The organism is Microvirga sp. HS2 (genome assembly GCF_055792805.1).
This window is the reverse complement of the sequence record NZ_JBVVAJ010000010.1, coordinates 24717-50917: the sequence shown is the minus strand read 5'-3', so window position 1 is coordinate 50917 and position 26201 is coordinate 24717. Positions and strand designations below refer to the sequence as shown.

28 protein-coding genes and 1 pseudogene are annotated in these 26201 nt (G+C 63.8%); 10 read left to right on the top strand and 19 right to left on the bottom strand.

Annotation, left to right across the window (positions count from 1 at the left end; translation table 11 throughout):
• Positions 1-23 precede the first annotated feature (23 nt).
• Positions 24-1219: pseudogene (locus tag ACS5Q0_RS11245) on the top strand (IS91 family transposase).
• A gap of 533 nt (positions 1220-1752) precedes the next feature.
• Entirely contained in the window at positions 1753-2640 is an 888-nt protein-coding gene (gcvA, locus tag ACS5Q0_RS11240) for a transcriptional regulator GcvA (RefSeq protein ID WP_473126720.1), read from the top strand.
• A 9-nt stretch (positions 2641-2649) separates the two neighbouring features.
• Here gcvA (ACS5Q0_RS11240) and ACS5Q0_RS11235 read toward each other — a convergent pair whose 3' ends face one another.
• From ACS5Q0_RS11235 to ACS5Q0_RS11225, 3 genes are all read right to left on the bottom strand, one after another.
• Positions 2650-3441, bottom strand: coding sequence for a crotonase/enoyl-CoA hydratase family protein (locus tag ACS5Q0_RS11235; RefSeq protein ID WP_473126719.1), 792 nt, complete (start codon positions 3439-3441; stop codon positions 2650-2652).
• 399 nt (positions 3442-3840) lie between these two features.
• Positions 3841-5214 carry a transposase gene (locus ACS5Q0_RS11230; protein WP_473126718.1) on the bottom strand — a complete coding sequence of 458 codons (1374 nt, stop codon included), beginning with the start codon at positions 5212-5214 and terminating at the stop codon, positions 3841-3843.
• A 240-nt stretch (positions 5215-5454) separates the two neighbouring features.
• Complete coding sequence (locus ACS5Q0_RS11225) at positions 5455-5955, bottom strand: winged helix-turn-helix transcriptional regulator (protein ID WP_473126717.1); 501 nt, start codon at positions 5953-5955, stop codon at positions 5455-5457.
• Positions 5956-6052: 97 nt separating this feature from the next.
• On the opposite strand from ACS5Q0_RS11225, the gene ACS5Q0_RS11220 reads away from it, so the two are divergent.
• A complete protein-coding gene (locus ACS5Q0_RS11220) occupies positions 6053-6706 on the top strand; it encodes a glutathione S-transferase family protein (protein ID WP_473126716.1) in 654 nt (217 codons plus the stop codon).
• A gap of 231 nt (positions 6707-6937) precedes the next feature.
• On the opposite strand, the gene ACS5Q0_RS11215 is transcribed toward ACS5Q0_RS11220, so the two are convergent.
• Positions 6938-7819 (bottom strand): LysR family transcriptional regulator, encoded by an 882-nt coding sequence (locus tag ACS5Q0_RS11215; protein ID WP_473126715.1) that lies wholly within the window; start codon positions 7817-7819, stop codon positions 6938-6940.
• Positions 7820-7923: 104 nt separating this feature from the next.
• Here ACS5Q0_RS11215 and ACS5Q0_RS11210 point away from each other — a divergent pair, with 104 nt between their 5' ends.
• Entirely contained in the window at positions 7924-8631 is a 708-nt protein-coding gene (locus ACS5Q0_RS11210; protein ID WP_473126714.1) for a glutathione S-transferase family protein, read from the top strand.
• A 203-nt stretch (positions 8632-8834) separates the two neighbouring features.
• On the opposite strand, the gene ACS5Q0_RS11205 is transcribed toward ACS5Q0_RS11210, so the two are convergent.
• The 4 genes from ACS5Q0_RS11205 to ACS5Q0_RS11190 form a co-directional block, all read right to left on the bottom strand.
• Positions 8835-9473: a YdeI/OmpD-associated family protein gene (locus ACS5Q0_RS11205; protein ID WP_473126713.1), complete on the bottom strand. Its 639-nt coding sequence runs from the start codon at positions 9471-9473 to the stop codon at positions 8835-8837.
• Between the two features lie 211 nt (positions 9474-9684).
• Complete coding sequence (locus tag ACS5Q0_RS11200; RefSeq protein ID WP_473126712.1) at positions 9685-10488, bottom strand: SDR family oxidoreductase; 804 nt, start codon at positions 10486-10488, stop codon at positions 9685-9687.
• A gap of 348 nt (positions 10489-10836) precedes the next feature.
• Entirely contained in the window at positions 10837-12084 is a 1248-nt protein-coding gene (locus tag ACS5Q0_RS11195; RefSeq protein ID WP_473126711.1) for an MFS transporter, read from the bottom strand.
• 12 nt (positions 12085-12096) lie between these two features.
• Positions 12097-13503 (bottom strand): amidase, encoded by a 1407-nt coding sequence (locus ACS5Q0_RS11190; protein ID WP_473126710.1) that lies wholly within the window; start codon positions 13501-13503, stop codon positions 12097-12099.
• 198 nt (positions 13504-13701) lie between these two features.
• Between ACS5Q0_RS11190 and gcvA (ACS5Q0_RS11185) the strand changes: the two genes are divergently transcribed.
• Positions 13702-14586, top strand: coding sequence for a transcriptional regulator GcvA (gene gcvA, locus ACS5Q0_RS11185; RefSeq protein ID WP_473126709.1), 885 nt, complete (start codon positions 13702-13704; stop codon positions 14584-14586).
• 340 nt (positions 14587-14926) lie between these two features.
• Here gcvA (ACS5Q0_RS11185) and ACS5Q0_RS11180 read toward each other — a convergent pair whose 3' ends face one another.
• The 6 genes from ACS5Q0_RS11180 to ACS5Q0_RS11155 form a co-directional block, all read right to left on the bottom strand.
• Positions 14927-15247 carry a hypothetical protein gene (locus ACS5Q0_RS11180; RefSeq protein WP_473126708.1) on the bottom strand — a complete coding sequence of 107 codons (321 nt, stop codon included), beginning with the start codon at positions 15245-15247 and terminating at the stop codon, positions 14927-14929.
• Positions 15248-15328: 81 nt separating this feature from the next.
• Positions 15329-15676 carry a DUF2853 family protein gene (locus ACS5Q0_RS11175; RefSeq protein ID WP_473126707.1) on the bottom strand — a complete coding sequence of 116 codons (348 nt, stop codon included), beginning with the start codon at positions 15674-15676 and terminating at the stop codon, positions 15329-15331.
• 65 nt (positions 15677-15741) lie between these two features.
• On the bottom strand, positions 15742-16284 hold the full coding sequence (locus tag ACS5Q0_RS11170) for a YidB family protein (protein WP_473126706.1): 543 nt from the start codon (positions 16282-16284) through the stop codon (positions 15742-15744).
• Between the two features lie 129 nt (positions 16285-16413).
• On the bottom strand, positions 16414-16881 hold the full coding sequence (gene mscL, locus ACS5Q0_RS11165; protein ID WP_473126705.1) for a large conductance mechanosensitive channel protein MscL: 468 nt from the start codon (positions 16879-16881) through the stop codon (positions 16414-16416).
• Between the two features lie 332 nt (positions 16882-17213).
• Positions 17214-17657, bottom strand: a complete 444-nt coding sequence (locus ACS5Q0_RS11160; protein WP_473126704.1) for a DUF3597 domain-containing protein — start codon at positions 17655-17657, stop codon at positions 17214-17216.
• A 323-nt stretch (positions 17658-17980) separates the two neighbouring features.
• On the bottom strand, positions 17981-18652 hold the full coding sequence (locus ACS5Q0_RS11155; RefSeq protein WP_473126703.1) for a sigma-70 family RNA polymerase sigma factor: 672 nt from the start codon (positions 18650-18652) through the stop codon (positions 17981-17983).
• Positions 18653-19045: 393 nt separating this feature from the next.
• On the opposite strand from ACS5Q0_RS11155, the gene ACS5Q0_RS11150 reads away from it, so the two are divergent.
• A complete protein-coding gene (locus ACS5Q0_RS11150) occupies positions 19046-20803 on the top strand; it encodes a hybrid sensor histidine kinase/response regulator (protein ID WP_473126702.1) in 1758 nt (585 codons plus the stop codon).
• A gap of 170 nt (positions 20804-20973) precedes the next feature.
• Here ACS5Q0_RS11150 and ACS5Q0_RS11145 read toward each other — a convergent pair whose 3' ends face one another.
• From ACS5Q0_RS11145 to ACS5Q0_RS11130, 4 genes are all read right to left on the bottom strand, one after another.
• The gene (locus ACS5Q0_RS11145) at positions 20974-21213 is read right to left on the bottom strand and encodes a hypothetical protein (RefSeq protein ID WP_473126701.1); all 240 of its coding nucleotides are present in this window, start codon (positions 21211-21213) and stop codon (positions 20974-20976) included.
• Between the two features lie 225 nt (positions 21214-21438).
• Entirely contained in the window at positions 21439-22068 is a 630-nt protein-coding gene (locus tag ACS5Q0_RS11140; protein WP_473126700.1) for a GGDEF domain-containing protein, read from the bottom strand.
• Positions 22069-22373: 305 nt separating this feature from the next.
• On the bottom strand, positions 22374-22532 hold the full coding sequence (locus ACS5Q0_RS11135; protein ID WP_473126699.1) for a hypothetical protein: 159 nt from the start codon (positions 22530-22532) through the stop codon (positions 22374-22376).
• A 54-nt stretch (positions 22533-22586) separates the two neighbouring features.
• A complete protein-coding gene (locus tag ACS5Q0_RS11130; protein WP_473126698.1) occupies positions 22587-22883 on the bottom strand; it encodes an integration host factor subunit alpha in 297 nt (98 codons plus the stop codon).
• Positions 22884-23135: 252 nt separating this feature from the next.
• Here ACS5Q0_RS11130 and ACS5Q0_RS11125 point away from each other — a divergent pair, with 252 nt between their 5' ends.
• On the top strand, positions 23136-23276 hold the full coding sequence (locus ACS5Q0_RS11125) for a hypothetical protein (protein ID WP_473126697.1): 141 nt from the start codon (positions 23136-23138) through the stop codon (positions 23274-23276).
• Between the two features lie 50 nt (positions 23277-23326).
• On the opposite strand, the gene ACS5Q0_RS11120 is transcribed toward ACS5Q0_RS11125, so the two are convergent.
• Positions 23327-23554 (bottom strand): DUF6894 family protein, encoded by a 228-nt coding sequence (locus ACS5Q0_RS11120; RefSeq protein ID WP_473126696.1) that lies wholly within the window; start codon positions 23552-23554, stop codon positions 23327-23329.
• Between the two features lie 286 nt (positions 23555-23840).
• Here ACS5Q0_RS11120 and ACS5Q0_RS11115 point away from each other — a divergent pair, with 286 nt between their 5' ends.
• From ACS5Q0_RS11115 to ACS5Q0_RS11105, 3 genes are all read left to right on the top strand, one after another.
• The gene (locus ACS5Q0_RS11115) at positions 23841-24035 is read left to right on the top strand and encodes a hypothetical protein (RefSeq protein ID WP_473126695.1); all 195 of its coding nucleotides are present in this window, start codon (positions 23841-23843) and stop codon (positions 24033-24035) included.
• A gap of 947 nt (positions 24036-24982) precedes the next feature.
• Entirely contained in the window at positions 24983-25387 is a 405-nt protein-coding gene (locus ACS5Q0_RS11110) for a response regulator (RefSeq protein ID WP_473126694.1), read from the top strand.
• Positions 25388-25624: 237 nt separating this feature from the next.
• The gene (locus ACS5Q0_RS11105) at positions 25625-25957 is read left to right on the top strand and encodes a response regulator (RefSeq protein WP_473126693.1); all 333 of its coding nucleotides are present in this window, start codon (positions 25625-25627) and stop codon (positions 25955-25957) included.
• Positions 25958-26201: the final 244 nt, after the last annotated feature.

The window sequence follows — 26201 nt, the reverse complement described above, 5'->3', positions numbered from 1 at the left end:
GCCGGACGGGTGACCGGGCGGCGGTGAGCCGCCCGCCGCTCGAGGTCGCCGACATCTTCCAGCGCCATGGCGCCGCCTGGCGCGCGGCCCAGGCCGGCCATCTCAGCCTTGGCCAACTCAAGGTGATGGCGGCGATTGAGGTCTGCCGCACCGCAGCCCTCGGCGGTCATGTCGAGGCCTGCCAGGACTGTGGCCAGGTCCGCATCGCCTACAATTCCTGCCGCAACCGGCACTGCCCAAAATGTCAGGGTGCCGCGGCGCGGGACTGGCTTGCCGCGCGCGAAGCCGATCTGCTGCCGGTCGGCTATTTCCACGTCGTGTTCACGCTGCCGGCCCGCATTGCCGCCATCGCCTGGCAGAACAAGGCGGTGATCTACGATCTGCTGTTCAAGGCCGCGGCCGAGACGATGCTGACCCTCGCGGCCGATCCGAAGCATTTCGGCGCTCGCATCGGCCTCACCGCCGTGCTCCACACCTGGGGCTCGGCCCTGACCCACCACCCGCATGTCCACATGATCGTGCCCGGCGGCGGCCTCTCGCTCGATGGCCAGCGGTGGGTGGCGTGCCGGCCCGGCTTCCTCCTGCCCGTGCGTGTGCTCTCGCGGCTGTTTCGGCGGCTGTTCCTGTCCAAGCTCGCCGACGCCCATGCGGCCGGGCATCTCGAGTTCTTCGGCGATCATGCGAGCCTCAGCGACCGGCGCGCCTTTGCCGGCTCCTGGCGCCCCTGCGCCGGACGAAGTGGTTCGTTTACGCCAAGCCTCCCTTCGCCGGACCCGAGGCGGTGCTGGCCTATCTGTCGCGCTACACCCACCGCGTCGCGATCTCCAACGCGCGGCTGATCTCGCTCGACGAGAGGGGTGTCACCTTCCGCTACAAGGACTATCGCCGCACCGGCCCTGAGCGCTACCAGGTGATGACACTCGATGCGGGCGAGTTCATCCGGCGGTTTCTGCTCCACGTGCTGCCCAAGGGCTTCCACCGCATTCGCCATTACGGCCTTCTCGCCAGTGCCGGCCGCAAGGCGAACCTCCTGCGCGCCCGCGCCCTGCTCGCCGTGCCGGAACCTGAGACGGACTGCGCTGATACGGACAAGGCCGGCTCTGCCGCATCTCCGGACAGGAGACTGCGCTGCCCATGCTGCGGCGGCCGCATGATCGTCATTGAGACCTTCGCGCGTGGCCCCCATGCCCGTGCGCCGCCTGGGACGCAAACGCCATGAGCTCGCCCCACTCACCGGATTGTACCGCTGCCGAGCAAGCTCACCATCGGCGGCCGGATCGCTCCGTGCGACTGAGCTTGCGGGCATCGGTCATACGGGTCGCAAGGCTGGAATCATCCACTCTTCCACGGCCGCCTCGCACCTTCTGCGGGCCTCCCGTGCCGTGGCCACCGGTCAAAGACTTACGACCAACTCGCCCAACGCGTTTATCCGGCGACAGCGGACCAGGCGGAACCGTCAAATCCCCATAGGCCAAAACCTGCGGACTTCATCCCGCGGGTTCGTTCCCTGGAGGCTTTCGGACGCCGGCCCCGGTGCGTCTGGCTGCGCCTGTGATGGCCGGCATCCGAAACCCTACACATTAGCCGCCGTTCCGAGGTTGGAACCGGGTTCAAGTTCAGCAGGCGCTGGTCATCAGGCCCATTCGGCCAGAGCAGGCCCCGAGATGAATCTCGCTCACTCGAGCTCCACCCGATTTCAGTTGGCGTCAGAATGCAAACCGGTAAAGCTCAGCCGAGGAAGGGAGCCTTTCCATGGCGTATCGCTTGCCGCCACTCAACACCTTGCGACTGTTCGAGGCCGCCGGACGGCATCTGAGCTTCAAGCTGGCCGCAGAAGAGCTGAACCTGACCCCAAGTGCCGTCAGTCACGGCATCCAGTCGCTGGAGGCTTGGCTTGGCGTGCAACTGTTCGCCCGTGGGAACCGCTCCCTGATCCTCACCGGTGCGGGCGCTTCTTACCTGCCGCAGGTCCGCCATGTCCTTGAGCAGCTTGCCCAGGCCACCGAGGCCGTCCCCGGCCGGCACCCGACAGGCCGCCTGGCTATCAGCGCAGCCCCGAGCTTCGGGGTGCGATGGCTTGTTCCCAAATTGCCGAGGTTCAGCGCGAAGCACCCCAATATCGAGGTGTCGCTGAACACGGCCCAGCGGCAGGTCGACTTCCCGCGAGATGGGATCGATGTGGCGATCCGCATGGGGCGCGGTGATTGGCAGGACCTTTATGCCGTCTGCTTGGTGATGGAGGAGTTGGTCCCGGTTTGTGCGCCGGCCCTGGCAAAAACCATCAGGACGCCGCAGGACCTGGAGGCCGTGCCCCTGCTGCATGTGATGAGTGTCACCGACGACTGGCACGAATGGTCCGCCATGACGGGCGGAGGTCTGAGCCGTTCCGAACGGGGCCTGCGCTTTGACACGATCCATATGGCCTTGGAGGCTGCCGCGCAGGGGCTCGGCGTGGCCATCGGCCGCTTGCCTCTTGTGACCGCTGATATCGAGGCAGGGCGTCTCGTCCCGGTTCTCGGACCGCCGCGGCGGTGTTCGACCGGCTACTGGCTTGTGGCCGGTCGAGAGTCTCTGACCCGTCCGGAGGTGACGGCTTTCCGCAACTGGATCCGAGCCGAGATCAACGCCCATCACCCCTGACCGGCCTCCTCATGTGCCGGTGAAGACAGGGTGTCGCCTTTCGATCCAGGCATCGAGCCCCTCACGAATGTCTTGCGTCGGAACGACACGGGCGAACTGCTCGCTTTCCATCTGCAAGCCTTCGCCGATGGTCATGTTCAGGCCGCGGCAGACGGCCGTGATGATGCTTGCCGTCGCCAGCGGTGAATGGCGCATGATGCGGTGTGCAAGATCCCTTGCCGCGGGCATGAGATCGCCATGGGCAACCACCTGATTGACCAACCCCATCTCAAGGGCTCGTCCGGGTGAGAAGGTCTCTCCCGTGAGCAGCAGCTCCAAGGCCCGCTTGCGACCCGCGAGGCGGGACAGCCGCTGGGTACCGCCAAAAGTGGGCGGCATGCCGAGCTTGATCTCCGGCTTGGCAAAGACCGCGCGCTCACTGGCGACAGCCAGATGGACCGCTTCGGTGATCTCACAACCCCCACCGAAGGCCAATCCGTTGACCGCCGCGATGATGGGCTTGGGAAAGGCCTCCATCCGAGCGGTCATGGCCTGTCCCCGTCGCACGAATTCCCGGACTGCCACCGCGGGCCCGCGACGTACGCTCTGCGAGAACTCGCCGATGTCGCCGCCTGCGGAGAAGGCCCGTTCGCCGGCCCCCGTCACGATCACGGCGCCAACATTCTCGTCGGCCTCCAAGGTATCCAAAACTGCAAGGAGGGTATCCGCCATCGCATAGTTGACCGCATTCAGCTTCTCGGGGCGGTTGAGTGTGAGGGTGGCGATTCCCTCCGAGATTTCGCAAAGAACTGGGCTGGACATGCAAGGCTCCTGTCTGAGGTTCAGAATGCCTCCAGTGTCGAGCGCCCGTCGCGGAGTGACAAACGAATAGGCCGACGTTTCAGATGAGGCAATTTCATCCGGGCACCGATCCTCGTCTTGAGGACCTGCTTTACTTGCGCTTGGGCCCTACTTCGGATCGCTGCCATCGCGCTCTTCATTGACGAGCGGGTATTTCAGAACCACCAGATAGCACCGCACAGACTGCACCTGAGAAAAGCGACAGTCTCAAAAGTCTGATCGTTTGTGAACGTCAGGATCGGGTCGATGCTGTTGAAAAACTCCGCCGGTCGCGCCGCTGGGTCCCCGGGTCTTGTCTCTTCGTGGCTTGGATGAAGGTAGTTTGAACCTGAGGCTGCCGGCCTCAGCCTGCCTCCTTTCTCAGGCGGCCGCGGCCGCGGTCAGCCGCGCCATGCGGCGCAAGTTCTGCACCATGGCGGCGAGGTGGAATTCATCGCTGGCGCCCGTCAGTCCCCGCAGGCGCATGCGCTCGAACCGCAGGGTGGTCTTGAGATGGGCAAACAGCATCTCGACCTTCTTGCGCTCGTTGCGCGAGGTCGCGAACTGCGGTGTTCCGGCCAACTGTCGCGCCTGATCGCGTGCCTCTTCATGGACGCTGCGTAACACCTTACGGGCCAGGATGTTCGGGCAGCACTGCGCCTTGAGCTCACACATCTGGCAGTCCTTCTGCGAGGCACGGTACTTGCGAATACCGTCATGAGCGCTGTCGGTGCGCGTTACTGTGTAATTGCGCCGGAACTGCTTCAGGATCTTGCCCGCCGGACAGGTGTACTGGTCCAGCGCGGGATCGAAGCTGAAGTCAGAGCGGCCAAACGTGCCGTCGTCACGGCTGCCCTTGTCCCAGACCGGAATGTGCGGCTCGATCTTTTGGCCAATCAACCAGTCCAGGAACTTGCCGGTTCCGTAGGCGGTGTCCGCCGCGAGCCTCTTCGGCTTGAGACCAAACCGGGCCCGGGTGCGCTCGAGCATAGTGGCAGTGGAGCGCACCTCGTCGAAGGTGCGCGCCGGCGTCGGCTCAACATCGACAATGATGGCATGTTCGTTGTCGATCAGATAGTTCAGCCCATAGCCGAACTGGACCCGCTTGTTGGCCTTGGCCGTCCAGGCAGAGGCCGGATCGGAGGGCGAGATCACCTTCGGCGCCTTGCGGCCAGCCTCGAGTTCCTCCGCGCCGTCGAGGGCCGCAAGATACTCGCGCACGGCTCGGCTTGGCCGTTCGACGGCATCCCAGTCGATCTTCTCTGGCTCGAGGCCATGGTAGCGGCTGGCATCGGCTTCGATGACGCTTGCGTCGACGGCAAAGCCCTCGCCTTTGATCAACCCGGCGGCCAGGCAGAGGCCGACCACGCGCTCGAACACCAGGCGTAGCAGATCGCTGTCGCGGAAGCGCCCGTGCCGGTTCTTCGAGAAGGTGGAATGATCCGGCACCGCATCGTCCAGATCGAGCCGGCAGAACCAGCGATAGGCCAGATGGAGCGAGACCTCCTCGCACAGCTTGCGCTCTGAGCGGATGCCGTAGCAGTAGCCGACGATCAGCATGCGCATCATCAGTTCGGGATCGATTGAGGGCCGTCCCGTGTGGCTGTAGAAGGCCGCGATCTCACGATGGATGCCGGCCAGCGCCTGGGTGACGAAGACGTCGATCCTGCGGAGGAGATGGCCGGCGGGAACGCGCTCGTCCAAGTGAAAGGCATAGAAGAACTGCGCCTGATCGTTCCGCTGACGCCCCATCATCGCTGCGCCTCCTCACAGATCCTGAGGAGAACGGAATCACGCTCTGCGCGCCGACACAACCGAGTTCTTCAACAGCATCGGTCAAACTGAGCCGTTGAGCATAGCCTTATGAAGGTCAGCTTGTCTTGTGAGTACTGAAGTTTGACGTACTTCCGGGATGTGCCATTAACCGACCTTCCTGGTTCAGATGTGCAATCTCGCGGAAGGCTATATGGAATCGCTTCTTCGGATGACGAACGCTCAGTGAGGAGCCTTCTTTTGCGCAGCGACCTTTTCGTATGCGGCCTGAAGCTCATGCAGCACCGAGCGCTTCGAAGCAGGCGCGCCGAGATGCAGCGCACGGAGCTCCGCCATGAATGCATCCCAAAGCGTAGGACCGCCTTCCTCCAGCAACTGCGCGCGGATCGACAGCTCCTCCGAGACCGGCCTGTGGCGCCGCCCCCAGCTCCCCATCTGCACGAGCAGGGGCACGAGCTGAATGGCAGGCTCGGTCAGGCTATAGATGGCCTTCTGCTGATGGCTGGGATCGTCCGCTTTCGTGAGCAGTCCGGCCTCCATCAGCCGCTTGAGCCGAGCGGCCAGAATGTTGGAGGCGATCCCCTCCTCCGAGCGGTTCAGCAACTCGCGGAAATGGCGCCGATTCCCGAACATGATGTCTCGGATGACGATCAGGCTCCATCGGTCGCCCAGAACTTCGAGCGTCAGGTTGATCGGGCAACCGGAGCGGTGCGCATCGTCCATGTGGATCCTCATCGGAGACTGCTTGCAAAATAGGATCGGTCGAGCTACCAATCAACCAGTTGCATTCTGAAACCAGATACTCCCGCACGAGGTGACGATGACGTTGACGCTCTATGCCCACCCCTTTTCGTCCTACTGTCAGAAGGCGCTGATCGCGCTCTACGAGAATGGCACCGCATTCGAGTACCGGATGCTCGACAACGAGCAGGCGAACTCAGAATTGGCGGCGTTGTGGCCGATCAAGCGGTTTCCGGTCTTGGTGGACGACGGCTGCCCAATCGTCGAGACGAGCATCATCATCGAGCATTTGGACTTCCATCACCCGGGATTGACGCGCCTCGTTCCTGAGGACGCCCGAGCCGCTCTCGACGTGCGAATGATGGACCGCTTCTTTGACAACTACATCATGACACCGGTGCAGAGGATTGTGTCCGACAGCCTGCGGTCTCCGGAGGCGCGAGATCCACAGGGCGTGGCTGAGGCCCGCGAGATGCTCGATAGGTCCTATGCCTGGCTTGATAGGGTCATTGATGGGCGAGAATGGGCGACGGGTAAGGCTTTCAGCCTCGCCGATTGTGCGGCAGCCCCCTCGCTCTTCTACGCTGATTGGGTGCACCCGGTCAGCGAAGTGTTTGGCAACGTCCGGGCCTATCGCAGGCGACTGCTGGTGCGGCCGTCATTCGCACGGGCTGTGGACGAGGCACGGCCGTATCGCCATCTCTTTCCGCTTGGCGCCCCTGATCAGGATTGAACGGGTTTTTTGCATTCCCATCCGACCACAGATGCCAGGGAAAGGATGCGATCCGAGCAACAGCGCCACCATCAGTGATATCCGGCATTCGGCAGCAAAGACCACCGGCTCCGATTGAACCCATCCGAGTATCCTCGAGGATACTCGGGATGGCGCTCTCCATGTCATGGCCATTGCACACATCCCGCGTCCACCGGAGTGGTCCTCACCGGAGCCATCGATCCCAGGCTGTCAGGCGCATGCCAGGAAATCGAGGACTGCCCTCACGGCTGGGAGCTGGCCGCGCCGATGAGGCGTCAGGATCGTAGAGGTCACGATGCCGGCAGCCCAGTCCGGGAGCACCGTTGCCAAGTCCCCGCTTTCGACCAATGCGGCTGTCATCGTCTCGGGAAGGCAGGCGATGCCGAGACCCGAAGCCGCGGCCCGCAACAGCACCGAGGATTCATCGGCCACCAGACGCGCCGCCGGAGCGACTTGAACCTCCAGTCCGTCATTGCTTTTCAGGAGCCATGTCTTGGACGTTGGAGCCGTCAGGAGCCCGTCATGGCCGACGATGTCCTCCGGGCGCCGGGGCACGCCCCGCCGGGCCAGGTAGTCCGGTGAGGCGACCAGCGTGATCCGCTCGGTGGCCATCCGGCGCTGAAGGAGATCGGAATCGGGCAACGGCGCGAAGTGGCTCCTGATCGCGATATCGAAGCCCTCACGGACCAGGTCGACGAAGCGGTCGGTGACGTGGAGTTGCAGGTCCAGCTTGGGATAGGCGCGGGCCAGGGTCGGCAGGCGATCGGCGAGATGGAACTGCGCCACCGGCACTGAGGCGGTAATCCGCACCGTACCCGCCGGCTCGGCCTGCCGCCGCTGCACCACGCTCTCGGCGGCCTCGGCCTCGATGACGGCGGCCCGGGCATGGTCGTAGAAATCCCGGCCGACGTCGGTCAGCACGAAGCTGCGCGACGTCCGATGGATCAGGCGGATTCCAAGATCAGCCTCGAGTTCGGCCACCCGCTTGCTGACCGTCGACTTGGGAACGCCCAGATGCCGTGCGGCCGCTGCGAAGCCCCCGCTGTCGACCGCTTGGACAAAAATATGCAGATCGTTGAAGTTGAACCTCATGCGCCATCGTTCACAAATGTGGACTTATGGTCTCCAAAGTAACGGCTACAGGGTCAAAGTCCATGGTGCCATGTTGGTGTCGTCACAGACCAAAGGAGACACGCATGGTTCAAACCCTCATGTACGGCGTTCCGTCGGGATGCTCGTTCGGCTCGATCGTCGCGCTGGAATGGCTCGGAGAGCCTTACCGCCTCTGCCGCATCGAGATGCCGGCAGATGTACAGAGCGAAGCCTACCGCCGGATCAATCCTGTCGGCGAGACACCGACGCTGATGACCGCCACGGGCGAGCGGATCAGCGAGAGCCTGGCCATCCTCCACCATCTCGGTGCGCGTGGCATCAACAAGGGATTGTCCTTCGCCCAGAGCACGCCGGAGTTCGACCGGTTCAACCGAGTTCTGGCGTTCCTGAACACGAGCTTCTTCACCGCTTTCGGTCCGCTCTGGTACGTCTTCGAGCATGGCCTTGAGGGGTCCGAGAAGGACGCCCTCAGAGCTTACGGTGCGGCGAAGGTAACCAAGGCCCATGCCGACCTGGAAGCCATGCTCGGCGACAAGGACTGGCTGCTGGGCGACCGACCCACGTTGGCCGATGCCTACTTCGCAGGCATCGCGCGGTGGACCAAGTATCACGACGTCGTCGATCGCCGCGACTATCCGGGCTTGCAGCGTCTGTTCGAGAGGCTGGAGGCGGATCCGGCAGTCAGGTTCGCGCACGCGATCGAGCGTGGCGAACCCGCTGTCAGCGTGGGTGGGTTCCAGGGGGAGATCACTTTGGACACTGTCTTGCGCCAGCAGGCTCTCGCAGCTTGATGCAGTGAAGGCCCGCCTCACGATTTGAGGCGGGCCTTCTGCCAGCAATGGCAGTAGGTGACTGGTCCGAGGAGGCCGCCCCGCATCCCGTAGTGAACCTGTCCGCGAGAGCTCCTTTGGAGATGCCGTCCCAATGAGAACCTTGATCGCGCAGCTACACTGCTTCCGTAAATGCTTCTACGAAATTCGCCAGGGTTTGCAGTTCAGTGAAACCGATCGCCACGTTCAAGCTGCGCGAGGATCTGAGCGATTCTTTTCGCTCGCGTCTCGGGCCGTTTCGCCGTTTGGAGCCGATAGTAGATCGAGTAGAGGTTCTTGCGGTCGAGCGTCTCGAAGAACGCCTTGGCGTCCGGCATCGTCTCCAGCGCGTCAAGGAAGTCTTGAGGGATCACCATCGCCGCCGATCCTGCATAGGCGCCTTCCCAGCGCCCATCCGCCTTTGCCGCATCGACATGCGCGAGCCCGGCAGGCGTCATCCGCCCTTCCGCGATCAGCCTTGTTGCATGCTCTCGATTCCTGGCTGACCAGTTCGACTTCGGCTTCCGCGGCGTGAGCCGCTGGAGGAAAGACCTGTCATCGAGCGGTTGCTTCTGGCCGTCGATCCAACCGAACCGGATCGCCTCTACAACACACTCAGTCCAGGTGACGGACGGATGGCCGGAGTCGGCCTTGAAGATTTGGACCCACAGCTCGCTCCTGCTGTGGTGATGCTTCGCCAGCCACTCACCCAGCTCTCGCGCCTCTCGAAACGCCACTGGCGTGCCTGATTTTCCAACCATGGTCATAGGTAGCAACTGATATCTCTTTTTGGAAGCAGCGAGGCTGCGCCAGAGTCGGATCATTCCCGCAATTGAGCCTGGAGCCTAGGCTCGCGCAGGCGCTCCGGCGGCCGACATCGCAGTACCGGTGCTGCTGCTGGCAGGGCAACGAGGCGCCGGAGCTGACCTGGGAAGGCGATCCGGCGGCAGTTCCCGAATAGGGGCAGCTTCAGGAACCCACATGTTTTGCGCGACCGGGCTCGCGCACTGGGCGCGAACCCGCGCTTCCCGAGCCCTACGTCCGGGTTATGGAAACACCTCCATCGACGACAAAGGCGCTGCCCGTCACGAAGCTCGAAGCATCCGACGCCAGGAACAGGACTGCCTTCGCGATTTCCGCCGGGGTCGCAAGCCGCTTGAGGGCATGCAGGCCCTCGACGAAGGTGCGGACCTCCGGAGGCGATCCCGGCGCGTTGACGATGTTCGACGGTGTATCGGTCCCGCCCGGCAAGATGGCGTTCACGCGAACGCCCCTGGCCCCGGACTCGGTCGCGAGAACCTGGGTCAACCCGATGAGACCCGCCTTGCTCGCGGCATAGGCGGCCATTCCGGGCATGCCAGCCGAGTAGCCGACAAAGGACGAAGTGAAGATCAACGAGCCGCCGCCTCGGTCCAACATTGCCGGGACTTGGTACTTGGCGCCGAGAAACGCGCTCGTCAGGTTGGTCTCGAGCGTATCGCGCCATCCATCCAGCGACAGGCCCGAGACCGCTCCGGTGTCGCCCACGACACCAGCATTGTTGAAGGCGATGTCGAGACCGCCGAAGCGCTCGATCGCGGTTCTGACAAGTGTCTCGGCCAGTGCCTCGTCCCTCACGTCGCCCGCAATCGCGACGGCAGCACCTCCGGCTTCCCTGATCTCCGCAACCAGCGCTTCCAGTTCATCGGCTCGGCGCGCCGTGACGAGCACATTCGCCCCTTCCTGCGCAAATAGTTTGGCCGTTGCGTATCCAATGCCGGAGCTGGCCCCGGTCACGATGGCCGTCTTGTTCATGAGCGTAGTCACTGATGGAAATCCTTCTTTGGGCTCAATGCCCATGACCGATTTCCCAGATCGGATCGGGGGCGACGACCCGTTTCCTGCGCCCGATTCCTGTGATGAAGTTGTCCATCGCCCTCAACAGAGCCATCCAAACAGATACTGCTCCAGGCTCTGCTGCGACCACCGAAAGGTGCTCTCGGTCATCGAGGCTGCCGACCCAACGGACTCGGCTGCGCTTCATCAGGGAATTCAGGCCAGCCGGGACATGCGTCACGAACCGCGGGAGAGCCGGATCGTCAGCCGCGATCCCGTGCACGGCTTGGGAGAACTTGATCCGACTGCCGTCACACCGTCATTGTTGCTGTTGCAGGTCACTACCAACTTTCCGTGCGCCAGCGCCCCGCCTTAACCTATCCTCACCCTGTTCATGCGGGAGCGGTATGCAACGGCAATGATGCAGGTGCTGGCGATATTGGCACACACGCTCGCGACAATCGGCAGTGTGTAGCTTTGGGTGAGATCGAACGCGAATCCGGCGGCGCTTGGCCCGACAAGGGTTCCGAAGGCGACGCTGGTATAAAGGATCCCGATGATCCCGCTCACGTTCCGCCCCCCGAACTCGTCCATCACCACGGCCGGGAGCAGGGCTACCCAGCCGCCATAGAAGAGGCCGTAGACGATCGCGAAGGTACCGAGTTGCCACGCCTGCGTGGACAACGCCCAAACCCCCATGGCGAGCGCCATGCCGGCGAACATCGCCACCAGTGATACCTGCCGTCCGAGTCGATCGGCCAAGCCCCCGAGACAGAAGCGCCCCACGGTGCTGCCGATACCGATTGCGCCCAGGATCAGTATGGCGGACGATTGCGGAATGCCGTGGTCGAGCGCGTACGGCGCGAGATGGACGAACGGAACGAACACGCCGAACGAGCAGAGCAGGCAGGCGGCATAGAGCGCGATGAAATGCGGCGACCGGATCGCCTCGCGAATTGAGGCTCCTTGAGGCAGGGGCAGGTTCAATCGGGGTCCGATGGGATCGCCATCCGGAGCGGTCCCGCGATCCTGAGGGTCATTGACGATCAGCAGAGACATGCCCGCGCCGATCACCGCGGCGAGGCCGCCGATCAGGATGTAGGCTGTACGCCAACCGAAAAGATCAATCAGCCAGGACGCGAGCGACGGCATGATAAGCGTGCCGATGCCTATCCCGCTCACTGCAATACCCGACGCGAAGCCGCGCTGCCGCGTGAACCAACGCTGCACTACGCCGAGCACGGGCACATACGACAGACCGATGCCGAGCCCGACGCCGAGGCCGTATGCAAGGTAGACTTCGGTCAAGCTGCGGGCAGCGCCGGCCAGGGTCAATCCCGCTCCAAGCAATGCCATCCCGACAACCGCCAGGGTGCGCGAGCCTACCCGGTCGGACAGCGGTCCGCTGACGACGCCGAGGCCGAAATACAAAAACCCGGCGAGCGAGAACACGAGAGAGACGGACCCACGTGATGCGGAGAAATCCCTCTGAAGCGGTTCGAAGAAGGCGCTGAATGTGTACGCGCTGCCGAAACCGAGCAAAGTGACGGTGAAGGCGGCGGCGACCACCAGCCAACCATAGAATACCCGGGGACCGGAGCGGATCGGAGTGCGGCTCATGATATCCCCCCGTCAGGCCACCGGGTGCCGGCGGTGCCAGAACGTCTCGCCCTGGAAAGCGACGCCGGCTCGAATCAAAGCCGTTTCGTTCAGATGCGCGGCCACCAGTTGGAACGCGATCGGAAGTCCCGCGTCAGTGAAGCCGCCAGGCAACGTGATCGTAGGGCTGCCGGTCATGTTGAACGGGCAGGTGTACCGCTGGAGCTTGAAGATGAGGTCTGGCTGCTCACCGAGCGTCCGGATCGACTCCAGGCTGAGTGGTCCGAAGGGATGCACCGGTGTAAGCAGGAGGTCGATGATACCGAACAAGGCAGCCACCCGCCCGCGCAGTTCCAACCGCCGTAGCAGGATCTTCTGGTAATCCGTGCCGGAGAGCGCGCGTCCGTTTTCCACGACGGATGCCAGGACATGTCCATACTCCGATTTGCGCAGAGAATAGGTCGCCTCGTGAGCGACCGCTGCCTCGACGGCGCAATTGGGAGCCCAGTCGACAATTGCTTGCCCCACCTCGGGGAAGGCTACGTCCACGATGGTGGCGCCGAGCGCTCGGAAGACTTCCGTGGCCTGCGCGAGTGCAGTCTGAACAGCCGGATCGACATCATCGCTGTTCCAAGCGGGATCGACGCCTATGCGAAGGCCCCTCGCACCTTGACCGGCCAGTCCGGCGTAGTCGGGTACGGGATCGAGCAGTGCCGTAGGGTCCTTCGGGTCGGCGCCGGAAACCGTCGCCAGAAGCAGGGCACAGTCCATCGCGTTGCGCGCCATCGGTCCCACGTGATCCAGGGTCGCGGCAAGCTCGAAGACTCCATGGCGACTGACACGCCCCCAGGTCGGCTTCAGACCGGTCAAGCCGTTTGCGGCGGAAGGCCAGCGGATCGAGCCGCCCGTGTCGGAGGCAATCGCGCCGTAACACAGGCCTGCCGCGGTGGCCGCGCCCGGACCGCTTGATGAGATGCCGGGCCAATAGTCCGGGTTCCAAGGGTTCTTCGGAGGCTTGATCGATGGATGATGATCCGAGTAGGCGCCTTCCGTAAGTTGAAGCTTGCCGAGGATGATCGCGCCGGCCTCCTTCAGGCGGCACGCCACCGTTGCGTCCTCGGAAGGGCAGTAGTCCCGGCGTGCGAGCATTCCCGCCGCCGTAGGGCGCCCTACTGTCCAGCACAAGTCCTTCACCGCAACCGGCACGCCGTGCAGTGGGCCGCGATATACGCCGCGGGCCATCTCCGCCTCCGCTACCTTGGCCTGAGACAGTGCATCGTCGGCCAGGACGAGGGCGTAAGCATTCAATGAGGGATCCAGCCGCGCGATGCGTTCGAGCTGCGCGTGTGTGACGTCCACCGGCGAAACGGCGCGCGCACGAAGGCAGGCGGCGAGCTCGGAGAGTTCAAGGTAGTGGAGATCCGCGGCTGGAGCGTTCATATCAGTCTCTCTTTTGGAACCCTGCCTGGTTCACCCAATCCCATCACCGCTGATCATCGAAACAGTCACCTTCCATATTCACGTCAGTATGGCTAATCTGAGCGACTCGAAGCGAACGCCGATGGTTGGCCTAAATGATCCCCTTTCGGCCTTCCGTGCAAACCATATGTTCTCTCTTGATCGGATTAGAAAAACTAAATGATTGAAGGTCGACTGCCCCCGCTCAACGCTTTGCGCGCCTTTGAGGCCACCGCGCGACATCTATCGGTGAAGAATGCCGCCGCTGAGCTGTGTGTGACCCCGGGCGCGGTTAGCCAGATGCTCAAAACGCTGGAGTTGCAACTCGGGACGAAGTTGTTCCACCGTGTCAATCGGGGTATTTTCCTGACCGACGTCGGCCAGAGCTATCTGCCTCCGATCCGAAATGCATTCCGACAGATCGAAGAAGCCACGAGGCGTGTGGCGATCGCGGCGGACACGACGCTGACCGTCAGCGTCACGCCGTTCTTCGCCGCAACATGGCTCGTGCCCCGCCTCAAGCGGTTCCAAGACGATCACCCCGACATCGACCTGAGGATCCTAACCAGCAGCGCCCTTGCGGATTTTTCCCGCGATGGAGTGGACGTGGCGGTTCGGCATGGTCTTGGCCGTTATCAAGGGCTACACAGCGATCGGGTGCTCACAGTCGAAATTGTGCCCGTCGCGTCCCCGTCGCTCGTTGCTGAAAAAGGCAGGCCGGTCCGTGCGACAGAGCTGGTCCATTGGCCTCACGTCCACGATGCCGAGCGAAAGGGCTGGAACCTTTGGTTCCTGTCACAAGGCGTTGAGGAAACCTCGGCGCCTCGAGGCCCCTCATTCGACGATTCGGGTCTTCTCCTCAAAGCCGTGCTAAGCGGGCAAGGCGCGGGTCTATTGCCGGCGGCCATGATCGCTGACGAACTCGAGGAAGGTCGCCTCATCCATCTCGCGGATACAGCCCTCCTGGATGAGTTTGCCTATTATCTCGTCTATCCCGAATCGAGCCACAGCCGACCCAAGATTGCGACGTTCAGATCGTGGATTCTCGAAGAGGCCGCACATTGAGTCGGTGTCAGCAAGCGTTCAGCCGGCGCGTAAGGATCTGTGACCGAGAAAATCCAAGGGGCGCTTTGCTCCTCGATTCACAGCGAACTGAAATGTTCGCTTCTTGTCCGGTTCCACCCACCCCAGTAGCGGATAGTCCGGCATTCGGCAGCAAAGACCACCAAGGGGCAAGCAAGCTCCTGGCTGGATGCTTGGGGCATCGGGTCAACCTGGGAAATTTGCTGTCCATCAGGTATGTCTGGTGTTCCCTGCCAGAGCTGACATTCGGTTCAATCCCAAAACGTACCACCGCAGAAGGCCTGCGGCCGTCCAGGACCGTCAGGGACAGAGATAGCCGCGGTTACCGTCCGAAACGCACCGTGCCCCGTTGGGAAAGGACGATCCCGCCCGTGCCGTCGGGCGGCACTCTCACCCCGTTCGACAGCGTGAAGCCGCCCCCCGGCTCCGCCGCCACGGTCGTGCCGTCGGGCATGGTGTACCTGCCGTCGCCGTAGGTCACGCGTCTCGTGTACCTGGGAGCAGATGTCGGCGTCGGGGCGGCAGACGGCTTCGCTTGGGTCGCCCCAAGGTTCGCGGGCGGCACAGGCTGCCCTCCCTGCTCGCCGGACGAGACGCACGCGGACACGGCAAGGGACATCAACATCACGGACGGCAGGCGCACGAAGGGTCTCCAGGTTGGATCGGTACTGCGGCACGTCGGTTCGGCGCAGCCGCGGCCAGCAAGGAAGGGATGTCCGGGAGCTCAGCCCGTTCCCGCCGCGGAGTTCGGGCCACCGAACATCGACAGCTTCCCGAAGTGCTCGGCCAGCAGGTAGTAGACGGTGACCCTGTTCTTCGTCCGGTCGCCCTTCATCCTGTCGCCGACCGCCATGATCGCCTTGTCGAGGTCGGCATCGGAATCGGCCAGGCCGAGCTTCTTTTTCAGGAAACCCTCCCGCACGCGGGCAACCTCCTCCCTGTCGCTCAGCGAGACCAGGGACGAATCTCGCTTTTGCAAGGAGATGCCGCAGTGACGGACAATTCCGGCAATCGCATTCCGGTCCGCGTCCGGAGCGTATTTCTGCACGTCCGCTGTCCAGTCTTCAGCCATCTTCTCCTCCCATGCCTCTCAAGGTTAACATGAACCGGCCCTTGGCATTCTCCTTGGATGCCGGATCAGGAACGCGGCGCCTCCGTCGCGTCTGGAAGACGTCCATCTGGGGTGTATTTGTCCACGGCCTCGGGCAGGGTCGTCGAAAGCCGCGACAGAAGCTCCTCCCGCGACAGGCCGGTCTTCTGGGTCAAGGTTGTCAGCACGTCGGGACCGATCGCCTGTTCGAGCTGGTCGGGAGCGATGGGCTTGTTCGGTCCGGTGCCGACCCAGGACTCGGCCACGTCGCCTTGCCCCTGCTGTTTGAAGCTCTCCATCAACTCACCGAGGCCACCGCCGAGCAAGCCCCCGAGCCCGCCGCTGCCCAGGCCTCCGAGCAGGTCGCCGAGGCCCGCCTGCTGATCGCCCTGGCCCGATCCGCCGGGACCGGCGCCGCCCAAGCTGCCAAGAAGGCCGCCCAGGCCACCCTGCTGGCCAGCCTGGTCCGGCGTGCCCGGAGCGCTCGATCCGGCTCTCCTCAGCATCTCGGCGATCTTGTCCCGGTTCTGATAGCCTGCGACAGCGAGCAGGCCCAGCAGGGCCGTCATCGATGGAAATCCGCGACTCATTGCGATGCTCCTTGGATTGATGTGACGGGAGCTACGGAAGGCCTTCGACGGGGTTCAGGTCGCTCCCGATTTCGGACCTGAACGATCCACGGCAATTGGGATTCCCACGGTGCCGCTCGTGTCGGTGGCCTAGGGGCCTCTCACCGGCCTGGTGCCGGCACCGCCTGCTCCCTGACCGGTCGCCAGGAGATCCCTGATCTCGGACAGAAGCTTCACGTCGGCCGGGATCTCCGGCGCCTTGGCCACGTCGACCTTGGCATCCTCCTTCCGCATCATCCTGTTCATGGCGCGGATGACGAGGAACAGGACCCAGGCGACGATCAGGAAGTTCAGGGCGACCGTGATGAACTGCCCATAGCCGAGGACGGCTCCCTGCTTCTTGGCGTCGGCGTATGGGGCCCCCTCCTGCACGGCCGAGGACAGGCGCAGATAGTAGTTCGAGAAATCCAGCCCGCCCGTCACCGCGCCGATGATCGGCATGATGATGTCCTGCACCAGCGAGGTCACGATGGCCCCGAACGCCACGCCGATGATCACGCCGACCGCCAGGTCGACGACATTGCCCCGCAGGGCGAACTGCTTGAACTCCTCAAGCATGAGGCTCACTCCATCTGTACGGATTGAAGACTGGCTTCGGAACCTCGAGCGCGGCAGATAGCGAACCTACTTCCGAAGAAACCTGCGGTGCCGGTCTCGCAGGGGCGTACGCCATCGGCACCACGCCAAGGCAGGTGACGACCGTCAACTCGGACCTGAACCTCATGTCGCGGCTCTCTCAAGGCAGGAACGGCGGTGCAACACAGGTTAAACTAGGGAGTTGGCCCTGTTTCACCATCTGGGGCGCCCCGGCTCTTTCGGGGGAGGCCTCCGAGTCACCCCCGGTGTTGGCACCAGCAGGGATGCATCGGCGCGGAAAACCCGCCGCGTTCCTAGCCTCTCAGGTCGTCGGGCACCTTGCCGCCGCTCGCGGCGAGCTTGGCCATGACCTGCTTGTGCAGCCAGACGTTCATGGTGGCGGAGTCGGAGGTGTCGCCGGTGTAGTTCAGTTCCTTCGCAAGTTCCTTGCGAGCCTCGAGGCTGCTGTCGAGATCGAGCAGCTTCATCAGGTCGACGATCGACTTGCGCCAGTCGAGCTTCTGACCCTTCTTCGCGGCGAGGCCAGTCAGCACCGCCTCGACGTCGACCTGGGACATCGGCGCTGCGCTCGGGGCCGGCGAACTCGCCGTCCCTTGTGCGGTCGAAGCGGTCGTCGTCCCGGCAGGGGCTGCGCCAGCTCCCTGGGTGGGCTGTGCCGGGGCGGATGGGGCCTGAGGCGCTTCCTGCGCCGTCGCGGATCCGAAGATGGCGTCCTTGATCCTGCTGAAGATGCTCATCGTGTGCTTCCCTTGAAACGGCGTTCCGGCCGGTTGCCCCGTGGCCAGGAAGTAGAGCCGATCCCGGCCGGAGCAACGACCGCCGTCCAGGCGCGCCGGTTCGGCAGCACCGCGTCGGCCAGCAGGCTCTGGAGCCGGGCAAAGGGGCCGTCCTCGACCTCGCTCATCCGGAGCGGGTAGCCCGCCACGTCGGCACGACAATGACCCGCAGACGGCGATCCGGCTCATCCACGGCAAGCGGCCCGTCGCCGCGATGATGCGCCATCGGGCCGTTGCGATTGATGTTCCCCGGGGAATGAAGCGCGCCCGTGACGGCGGACGGCTCACCCCGCGTCGGAGAGGTCCAGTCCCATCAGTTCGGCCAGCCGGGTGCGGGCACGGTTGACGCGGCTCTTCATCGTGCCGACCTTCACGCCCAGCGCGGTCGCGGCCTCCTCGTAGGCCATGCCCTCCGCGCCGACCAGGATCAGGGCATCCCGGTGCTCGGGCGAGAGCTTCGCCAGCGCCGCCTCCAGGTCCCTGATCACGATCTTGTCCTCTTGGTCGGCAACGGTGATGAGCGTGCTCGCGTGGGATCCGTCGGCGTCCTCGATTTCCCTCTGCGTCTTGCGGTGGGCCGAGAAGAAGGCATTGCGCAGGATGGTGAAGAGCCAGGCATTCATGTTCGTGCCGGGCTCGAACCGCTCCTGCTTGCTGATCGCTCTGAGCACGGTGTCCTGCACGAGGTCCTCGGCCCGATCGAGGCTTTTCGTCAGCGAAATCGCGAACGCCCGCAGCGACGGGAGCGCCTGCATGATCGCGTCCACGAAGGCCTGGTCGACCGGCTCCGTGTGGGCGCGGATGACCTGCGCCACCCGGTCAGCGAGACGGGCCAGATGCTGCGGCAGCCTGATCTCGTCAGGGTTCCCGTAGAGAACCCGCAACTGCTCGCCCAGATGGGCGCGGATGGCGTCGTCGAGGGCGAGAGTGGCGGGACGATCGATGTTCTCTGTCATGGCCGAAGAGATAAACGTTCACGGCCACGGTTCAATGGCGCGAAGGGGTAAGGCCGCAGGGGGGAGACGTGATCCATGGTTTCGAGGATGGGAACGTGCATTGGAGAGGCCTGTGGCGGGTGAGGCATCCGACACGCGATCCTCGCGTTGGAGGAGGCTCCGCGTCACATCGATGGCCGAAAGCGCCCGCGCCGTCGGAAATGCAAGACTGCTTGACGGATCACGTCCTGATCCCCATCAATCCTCGTGCGGCCAAGCTGAAGTCGCGATACAGATCAAGCGAAGCAATCGCCCGTCACCGTCCCGGGACGTACCTGCCGCGACGGGCGTGACTTCGGCTTTGCCACGTCCTGCTTTCGAGTTGCGTCGCGTCTCCGTTTAAGGGAAACCCGAATGGTCGTCCCGACCCGTTCGACGATCGCATCCAGGCTCCACATCGATGGACTTCGGCGGGCCTTGGTCCGCGTCCGCGAGCAGGGGAGCGTGGTGCGCCATCCCGCCTTCCTCGCCACCGCGGCCGCCGTGCTGGTCGCCTGCATCGTGCTCGCGGTCGTCCTTCGCGCGGGCCACACCCGGGCGCTGGAGGCGGGGCACGCCAGGGCGAGCGAGCTCAGCCGCCTGCTCGAGGAGCAGACCCTCCGCAGCGTCCAGGCGGTAGACCTCGTGCTCCAGGGCATGGCCGATGCGGTACGAAACTTCTCCATCCCCGAGCACGACCAGGCCTTCCAGCAGGTGCTGGCGAAACGGCTCGGGGTCCTGCCGCACGTGCGTGCCCTGTTCGTCATCGGGGCCGACGGCTTCATCACCCACGACACCGACCATCCCGCGACGCCGCGGGTGAGCCTCGCCGACCGCGAGTACTTCAAGGTCCACGAGGGTGATCCCTCCGTCGGGCTGTACATCGGCCGGCCGCTGCTCAGCCGCTCGGTGAACCGGTGGTTCGTCAGCATCAGCCGCCGGGTGGACCGCTCCGACGGCTCGTTCGGCGGGATCGTGGTCGCCGCCGTCGAGCCGGCCTTCTACGACAGGTTCTTCGGCGAGCTCCGCCTTGGCCCCGGCGACGTCATCAATCTCCTGCATGCCGATGCGACGCTGATCGCGCGGGCGCCGATCGGCTCGGAGTCGGTCGGGCAGCGGTTTGCCTCATTGAAGCTCTTCACGGAGCACCTGCCCCGCAGCCGGAGCGGGACGTACGTCGCCTTCAGCCAGGTCGATGGTCTCGAGCGCATCGTCAGCTACCGTGCCGTCAAGGACCTTCCGCTCGTCGTCACCGTCGCTCTCAGCCGGGAGGCGGTCCTCGCCGACTGGAGAGCCTCCGCGTCCTGGAGCGTCGGCGCTTTCCTGCTCATCGGCGGCCTCAGCCTCGTGGTTGCACACGGGTTCGTGCAGCGCCGCCTCGAGCGCCGTCTGGCCCGGCAGCGGGCATTCGCGGCGCAAAGGCTCGGGATGCTCGGCCAGATGACGGGCGGGATCGCGCACGACTTCAACAACCTGCTTGCCGTCGCGAGCATGCGTCTGACGTTGGTGGAGGACCACATCAACGATCCCTCGCGAATGACGGTGCACGTCAGGGCACTGCGCGACGCCCTTGACCGAAGCGCGGACCTGACCGCGAGGCTGCTCGCCTTCGCTAGGCACCAGTCGCCGGAGCTGACGGCTGAGGACGCGAACGCGTTGCTCCGGTCACTGGAGCCAATGCTGCGGCAGGCGGCCGGCCCTGGCGTGGCCCTGACCCTGGACCTGGTGGATGGCCTGCCGCCCGTGCTCGTCGACCGCGCCCAGTTCGATGCGGCGCTCCTCAACCTCGTCATCAACGCGAGGGATGCGATGCCTGACGGCGGGACGATCACCATCGGCACCACGTTCCGGGTCGAGCCGGATCCGACTCCGTCGCTGAAGCCCGGCTCGTACGTCCGGATCCTCGTGCGCGACACCGGCACAGGCATGGCTCCGGCGGCCCTGAGGCGGGCGTTCGAGCCGCTGTTCACGACCAAGGGCGACCACGGCACCGGGCTCGGCCTGGCGCAGGTCTACGGGTTCATGCACCACATCGGCGGGGATACTCGCATCACGAGCAGGCCCGGCGGAGGAACGACGGTCGAGCTGCTGTTTCCCTGCCTTACAGGATCGGCCGACGGCACCGGAAAATGACGGACGGAAGGTATCAGACCCATTACAAGGCTATGCGGCGGCATCGCGGCCATCGAGCCGCCGGCGGAACACCCCCGCATCCGCAGCATGTTTCCCCGTTCGGATGCTCCGGAGGAGTGCGGCGCACGGCGTGGCGAACGATCTGCCGGGCGGTCCGAACGCGGATCGGCTCAGGCTTCGCTGAAGCCGTCGCGCGTCGAGTCCCAGATGACGGTGCGGCCACCTTCCGGCTCTTCGGCTAGGACCAGGACCCTCCGGCCGTAGCTTGCAGTCCTGGCGGCCACCCGGATGGCGGCCCGGATGGCCTCTTGAGCGCTGGGGCATCGGGCGACGATGATCTCGCCGCCGACGACCGCCCAGAGGCCGCCGATCGGCTGGATCACGAAGTAGTCGTCGAAACCGTCTTGCAAGATGCCGCCCCGGAGAAGATGGTCATAGCTATGGCGCCCAAGGATAGGGGCAAGCCCGGGGTGGACGGGCCGGTGCAGGACGATGGCTTCCCGGTCCTGAGGATTGGGTTCCGGCGGACGGGCCGAGGGGCAGAATGGAAGCGGTATCGGCAATCCGAAGGTCCGACCCACCCGTTCGCATTGCGCCCGCCCCAGGCCGCTACCGGACCGTTGCCGCGGCGGCCCTCACCCCGCCGCGACGCCGACCATAGTGCAATTCCGCCCCCCGCCCTTCGCGGCGTAGAGGGCGCGGTCGGCGCGCCGCAGGATAGAACTCCGGTCGTCCCCCGCCGTCGCTTCCGCGACCCCGGCACTGAAGGTGCAGGGCAGCCGGATCCCGTCCTCGGCCAGCCTCGCCGGAGGGAAGCCGTGCCGGACCCGGGCGACGACGCGGGAGGCGTCGCCGGGGCCGGCACCCAGGAGGACGAGCAGGAACTCCTCGCCGTCCATCCGGCCAATCACGTCCTGCGCCCGCACCCTCGCACGGCCGGTATCGGCGAAATGGCGCAGGACCGCGTCCCCGGCATCGTGTCCGTACGTGTCGTTGGCGGCCTTGAAACGGTCGATGTCGATCACGGCGATGCAGAGGCTGGAGCCGGCTGCCGCGTGTTCGACGAGCGCGCGATCGAGCAGCTCCAGGATGCGGCGGCGGTTGGGCAGGCCCGTGAGCTGGTCGGTCCTAGAGGCCAGCAGGGCCGCGTCATGGGCTTGGCGCAGGGACTTCTCGTTCTGCTTCAGGGCCGTGATGTCCGCTCCGACCGACAGGACCCAGCCGTTCGACAGGACGGTGTGGTCGATCCAGAACCTGCGCCGCATGGCTCGGCTGGCCGCGGCAGCGCCCGCCTGAGAAAGGGGGCGGGCTAAGGCCTGCGGCCTCTGGCTCCGGTCACCTCCGCCTCAGCCGCTAAGAAGCGACGGCCGGGCACCCAGACGCTCGACCCGCAGAGTTTTTCAACGACATCGGTCAGGCAATGAAATTCGTTCACTGGCAGGAACGTCCGGTGTTCCTGTCCAAAGCGGAAGTTCAGCGCCCGACCGGAACGTGCCAATTTGAGACGTTTCGGCATCAGACGGTAGGCATCGTGCGCAGCTAAAGCCCGGCGGCTTCTCGCCTCTTCCTTTCAGAAGGATGTGACCACCATGGCGACGGCGGCTAGCGCCATCACAGCCGTTGCCGCCCAACCGAGCCCCCTGAGCCAGCCTTTCACGGTGAACTCGCCCATCACCTCGTGCCTAGCCGACAGGAGCAGGAGCTTCCTGTCACTGTTCCAGCACGCCATCGACAAAGGGGCCCTCGAGCACTTGATCGTTACCCCACGAAGGCCTCGGCTCTCCTACTTGCCGCGATTGATGAGTGCCTTGAGTACAGGTGAGGCCCTGAAGGTGACTGCACGGTGGGCTTCGATCGGCACCTCGATGTTGGTTTTCGGGTTGCGGCCGGCGCGCTTGCCTTTCTCACGAACAGTGAAGACACCAAATGCGGAAAGTTTCACCGTCTCGCCTGTGGCCAGGGTATCGCATATCTCTCGGATGACCTGCTTAACGAATGCGGCGGAGTCCGCGCGTGAGAGGCCGACCCTCTGATAGACGGCCTCGGCCAGATCCTCTCGGGTGATGTTCTTGCCGGCCATCGGTTCCTCAGCGACCAGCCCCTGTTTGAATGAGGGATGCTATCACCATGAGTGCAAGGAGAAATGCTCCCGCAAGAGGAGGGAGGGCTTCTCGAAGGAGTAGACGGGAACCGGGCTGAAGGTTTCTTTCGACGCTTGGGCTTCCAAAATCGCGGCAGCGCCTTTCTTAAGTGGCGACTAATGGGGAACATAAGGGCCCGTGACGTAGTCAATGGGGGAACTTTCTGGCGCGCTTTGGAGGAGCCCCTCGATATGGATGACGGTGATGACATGCTCCTCGTGGTCAAGAAGACGTCACCCGCCACTGACAGGTTGTCTCGCGTGCTCCATTGGCTTGGCTTGTTCGTCGCACTAGGCCTGCTCGCCTGGGCTGTCGTTCAGGCACAGGGATAGTGTGATACGGCTGATGCCTCTGGCCTGAGCGCCTGACGATCCGCTTGCGGTTAGTGAATAGTGGGATCCAAGGGGATCGACGCAAGGATCCGGCCGGAGGAATCCACGATATCAAGTCTCCAGCCCTGCCATGATGCGCCGTGCGGCCCTGCCTCGTTCCTGAGGTCGTCGATGGCGTGCAGAGCCATTTCCTCGGCCATGGCCAGATCCGAGACCTCGATGCCGTTGTCATCGAGAATGATCTCGTGACCATTCACCAGGTGAAAATAGCAGCGCATTGATGGTCCCTGGATCCAAGGCGATGCCAGGGCGCCCAACCGAGACCTGAGGCGGCATCGATACTGCTAAGGTCTCATTCTGGTATCTAGCCGCAAATCGTAGCACCGCCAATAGAACCACTTGCCGATCCTTCCGCGGGGAATAAAAGCCGCTCGGATCCGTTAGGCTTTCTTATCGGGTCGTCATGCATTGGTCTTGCCGAGCCGCGCAGATTGGGGCTAGCCGACCACAATGAGAGTGACCATGCGCAGGAGATCGGAATCGGCAGAGCCGTGGAGTGTTTCCATGGCCACAGTCGTGGGATTTATGACCGGCATCGTCCTCGCCACGATCCGTCATTTCAGTCATGACCATGTTGGGTATACCCCGGACGCACTGGTCGCGCATTTCTTCCCCCACTTGGCCGCTACCGTTTCGACCTGTGCTTTGTTGTTCGCTCTCGCCGTCACGGTCCTCAACCAGTTCCTACGCAAGCAATGAGTATCGATAAGCCCCTTGGGAACGCGAGTTGATCGCCATCGTTCTCAGCGTGGAAGCGAGCAGCGCAACGCGAGTGCGTCGAGATTCGGCCTCAGAGGGGAGCTGTTCGAGGCTTGCCTCGTCTGCCCTGCACCTGAAGGCCCCTGGGATTGAGACAAATGCCCAACGCCAGGTGGGAACCCATTGGTGGACCAATCAGGGGACTGCGGTTGCCCTTCGAGGCGTGGGAGGCATTGCGCAGAGATGACATCACGACCTTAGGCCGGCTCCGGGCGATGGCTGACCAGATCCGCACGCTTCCGGGCATTGGTCCCAAGACAGCTCAACTGATCCGACAGGAACTGGCCCGTGTCACAGCCTCGAAGAAGGTCCCTGATCAGGCCAGACCTGTCCTTGAGCCGAAATCACCGAGAAGCTGACGCTCAGCAGCGCGGCGCTGCTTGGTGGCATCGCAGAGTTCCGCAATGGGCTGGGGCTTCCCGTTCGCATCCGATCAGCCAACCGTTCACCAGCTAAGCAGGTGTTGTGGCGTCAACCAGTCTCGCCAGAGCGAGGACTTCCTCTCGGAGGGCAGGAGGGGCCTTCATCGGGGCGCGATATAAAACGGCATGAGCCACGGCAATCCGCTCGGCCGCCAGGATATAGAGATGTGGAATCTCGGCTTCCCCCCACTCGAAGGCCTGGTACTCGCGCGTCCCTAATTCGAGAAGGTGAGCCATCGCAGGTTGCGAAAGTCCGAGGGCTGTCCGGAGAGTCGTGAGTTGTTCTACTCGATCGGGTGCGGTCATGGGTTTCTTCTTGTTATTGTACTGGGTCCACATCCGCGCTACGCGCGATTGGGTCAATGGGACGAAGTAGCCCATCCAGGGCCAGAGTCCGATAGGTCTTGTTGGCATACGCCGCCTGTGGATAACGGGCTCCTATCCAGAAGGGCCGCGGATGGAAGATTGATCCGTTTTCGGGACCGGCTACTTCCCAATCCCATGCCGCCGAACGTGTCCTCCCTTGTTCTTGTCGTCGAGGACGATCCCATGGTCCGTGCCATGGCTGTGGATGGATTTGAGGACGAAGGCTTCACGGTGCTGGAGGCGCCCACAGCCGACTATGCCATCACCCTGCTGACCTCCCGGAGCGATATCGGTGTGGTGTTTACCGACGTCACCATGCCCGGGGCGCTGAACGGCTTCGACTTGGCGCGGCTGGTCAGGAAAACCTATCCGAACATTCATGTCCTGGTGTCCTCCGGTGCACTGCCGTCCGGGTTCAGCGGGGAAGCGCCCGACGCGCGCTTCATCCCTAAGCCCTACCGCATGAAGGATGTCGTTCAGATCATCCGCATGATGACGGGTTGATCCTTCCAGGCGGCCGCCGAGAAGAACGCACCGGAGCCGTGCCAGCCCGCTGGTCGTGATCCCCGGAAAGAGCGTTGGCCAAGTTGTCTCAGCGCCACACCGTAAGGGTCGACCTCATCCGATGCGTGCCTACTTAGGAGACATTGCTTGAGATCTCGGCATTAGGAACAAAGACCGTTGCTCCCTCTTTCATCGTCCATTCCTGGCCCACAGTCCAATCCACGCCCTCTTATTCTCGTGGTCGAAGACGAAGCCCTTGTCCGGATGACCCTTGCCGACGTGCTGGAGGATGCCGGCTTCAAGGTGATCGAAGCCGCTCATGCGGATGAGGCCCTGCGGGTTCTGAGTGCGATCACGGACATTCACGCTGTAGTGACGGATGTCGAGATGCCGCGGGGCAGCATCAACGGCTTTGAGTTGGCTCGCCAGATTCGCACCAATCGGCAGGAGATCGGGGTTCTGATCGCCTCTGGCCGGGCTGCTCCCAAGCTTGGTGACCTGCCGGAAGGGGCCATGTTCATCGGAAAGCCGGTTCATCCCGAGACGCTCGTGCGACTGCTCAAACGCTGATTAACGAGGCTGGAGACTGTTACGTGCTATAGGCATCGACGGCTTACAGGAGAGAATACAGGTTCACTTGGCGGCCTAAAAGACCTCCAGATAGGCGGACCCGTTGCGGCCGCCGGTCGTCCGCCCTAGATCCCATCCTCTCGACCACCGCTTACCGACCCCCAGCCCCATCCCATGCCGACAGGAACGATCCAAGGCGTCCCGCGCCGGAGCTCGCGGACCGACCCGACCTACGTCGGCCACT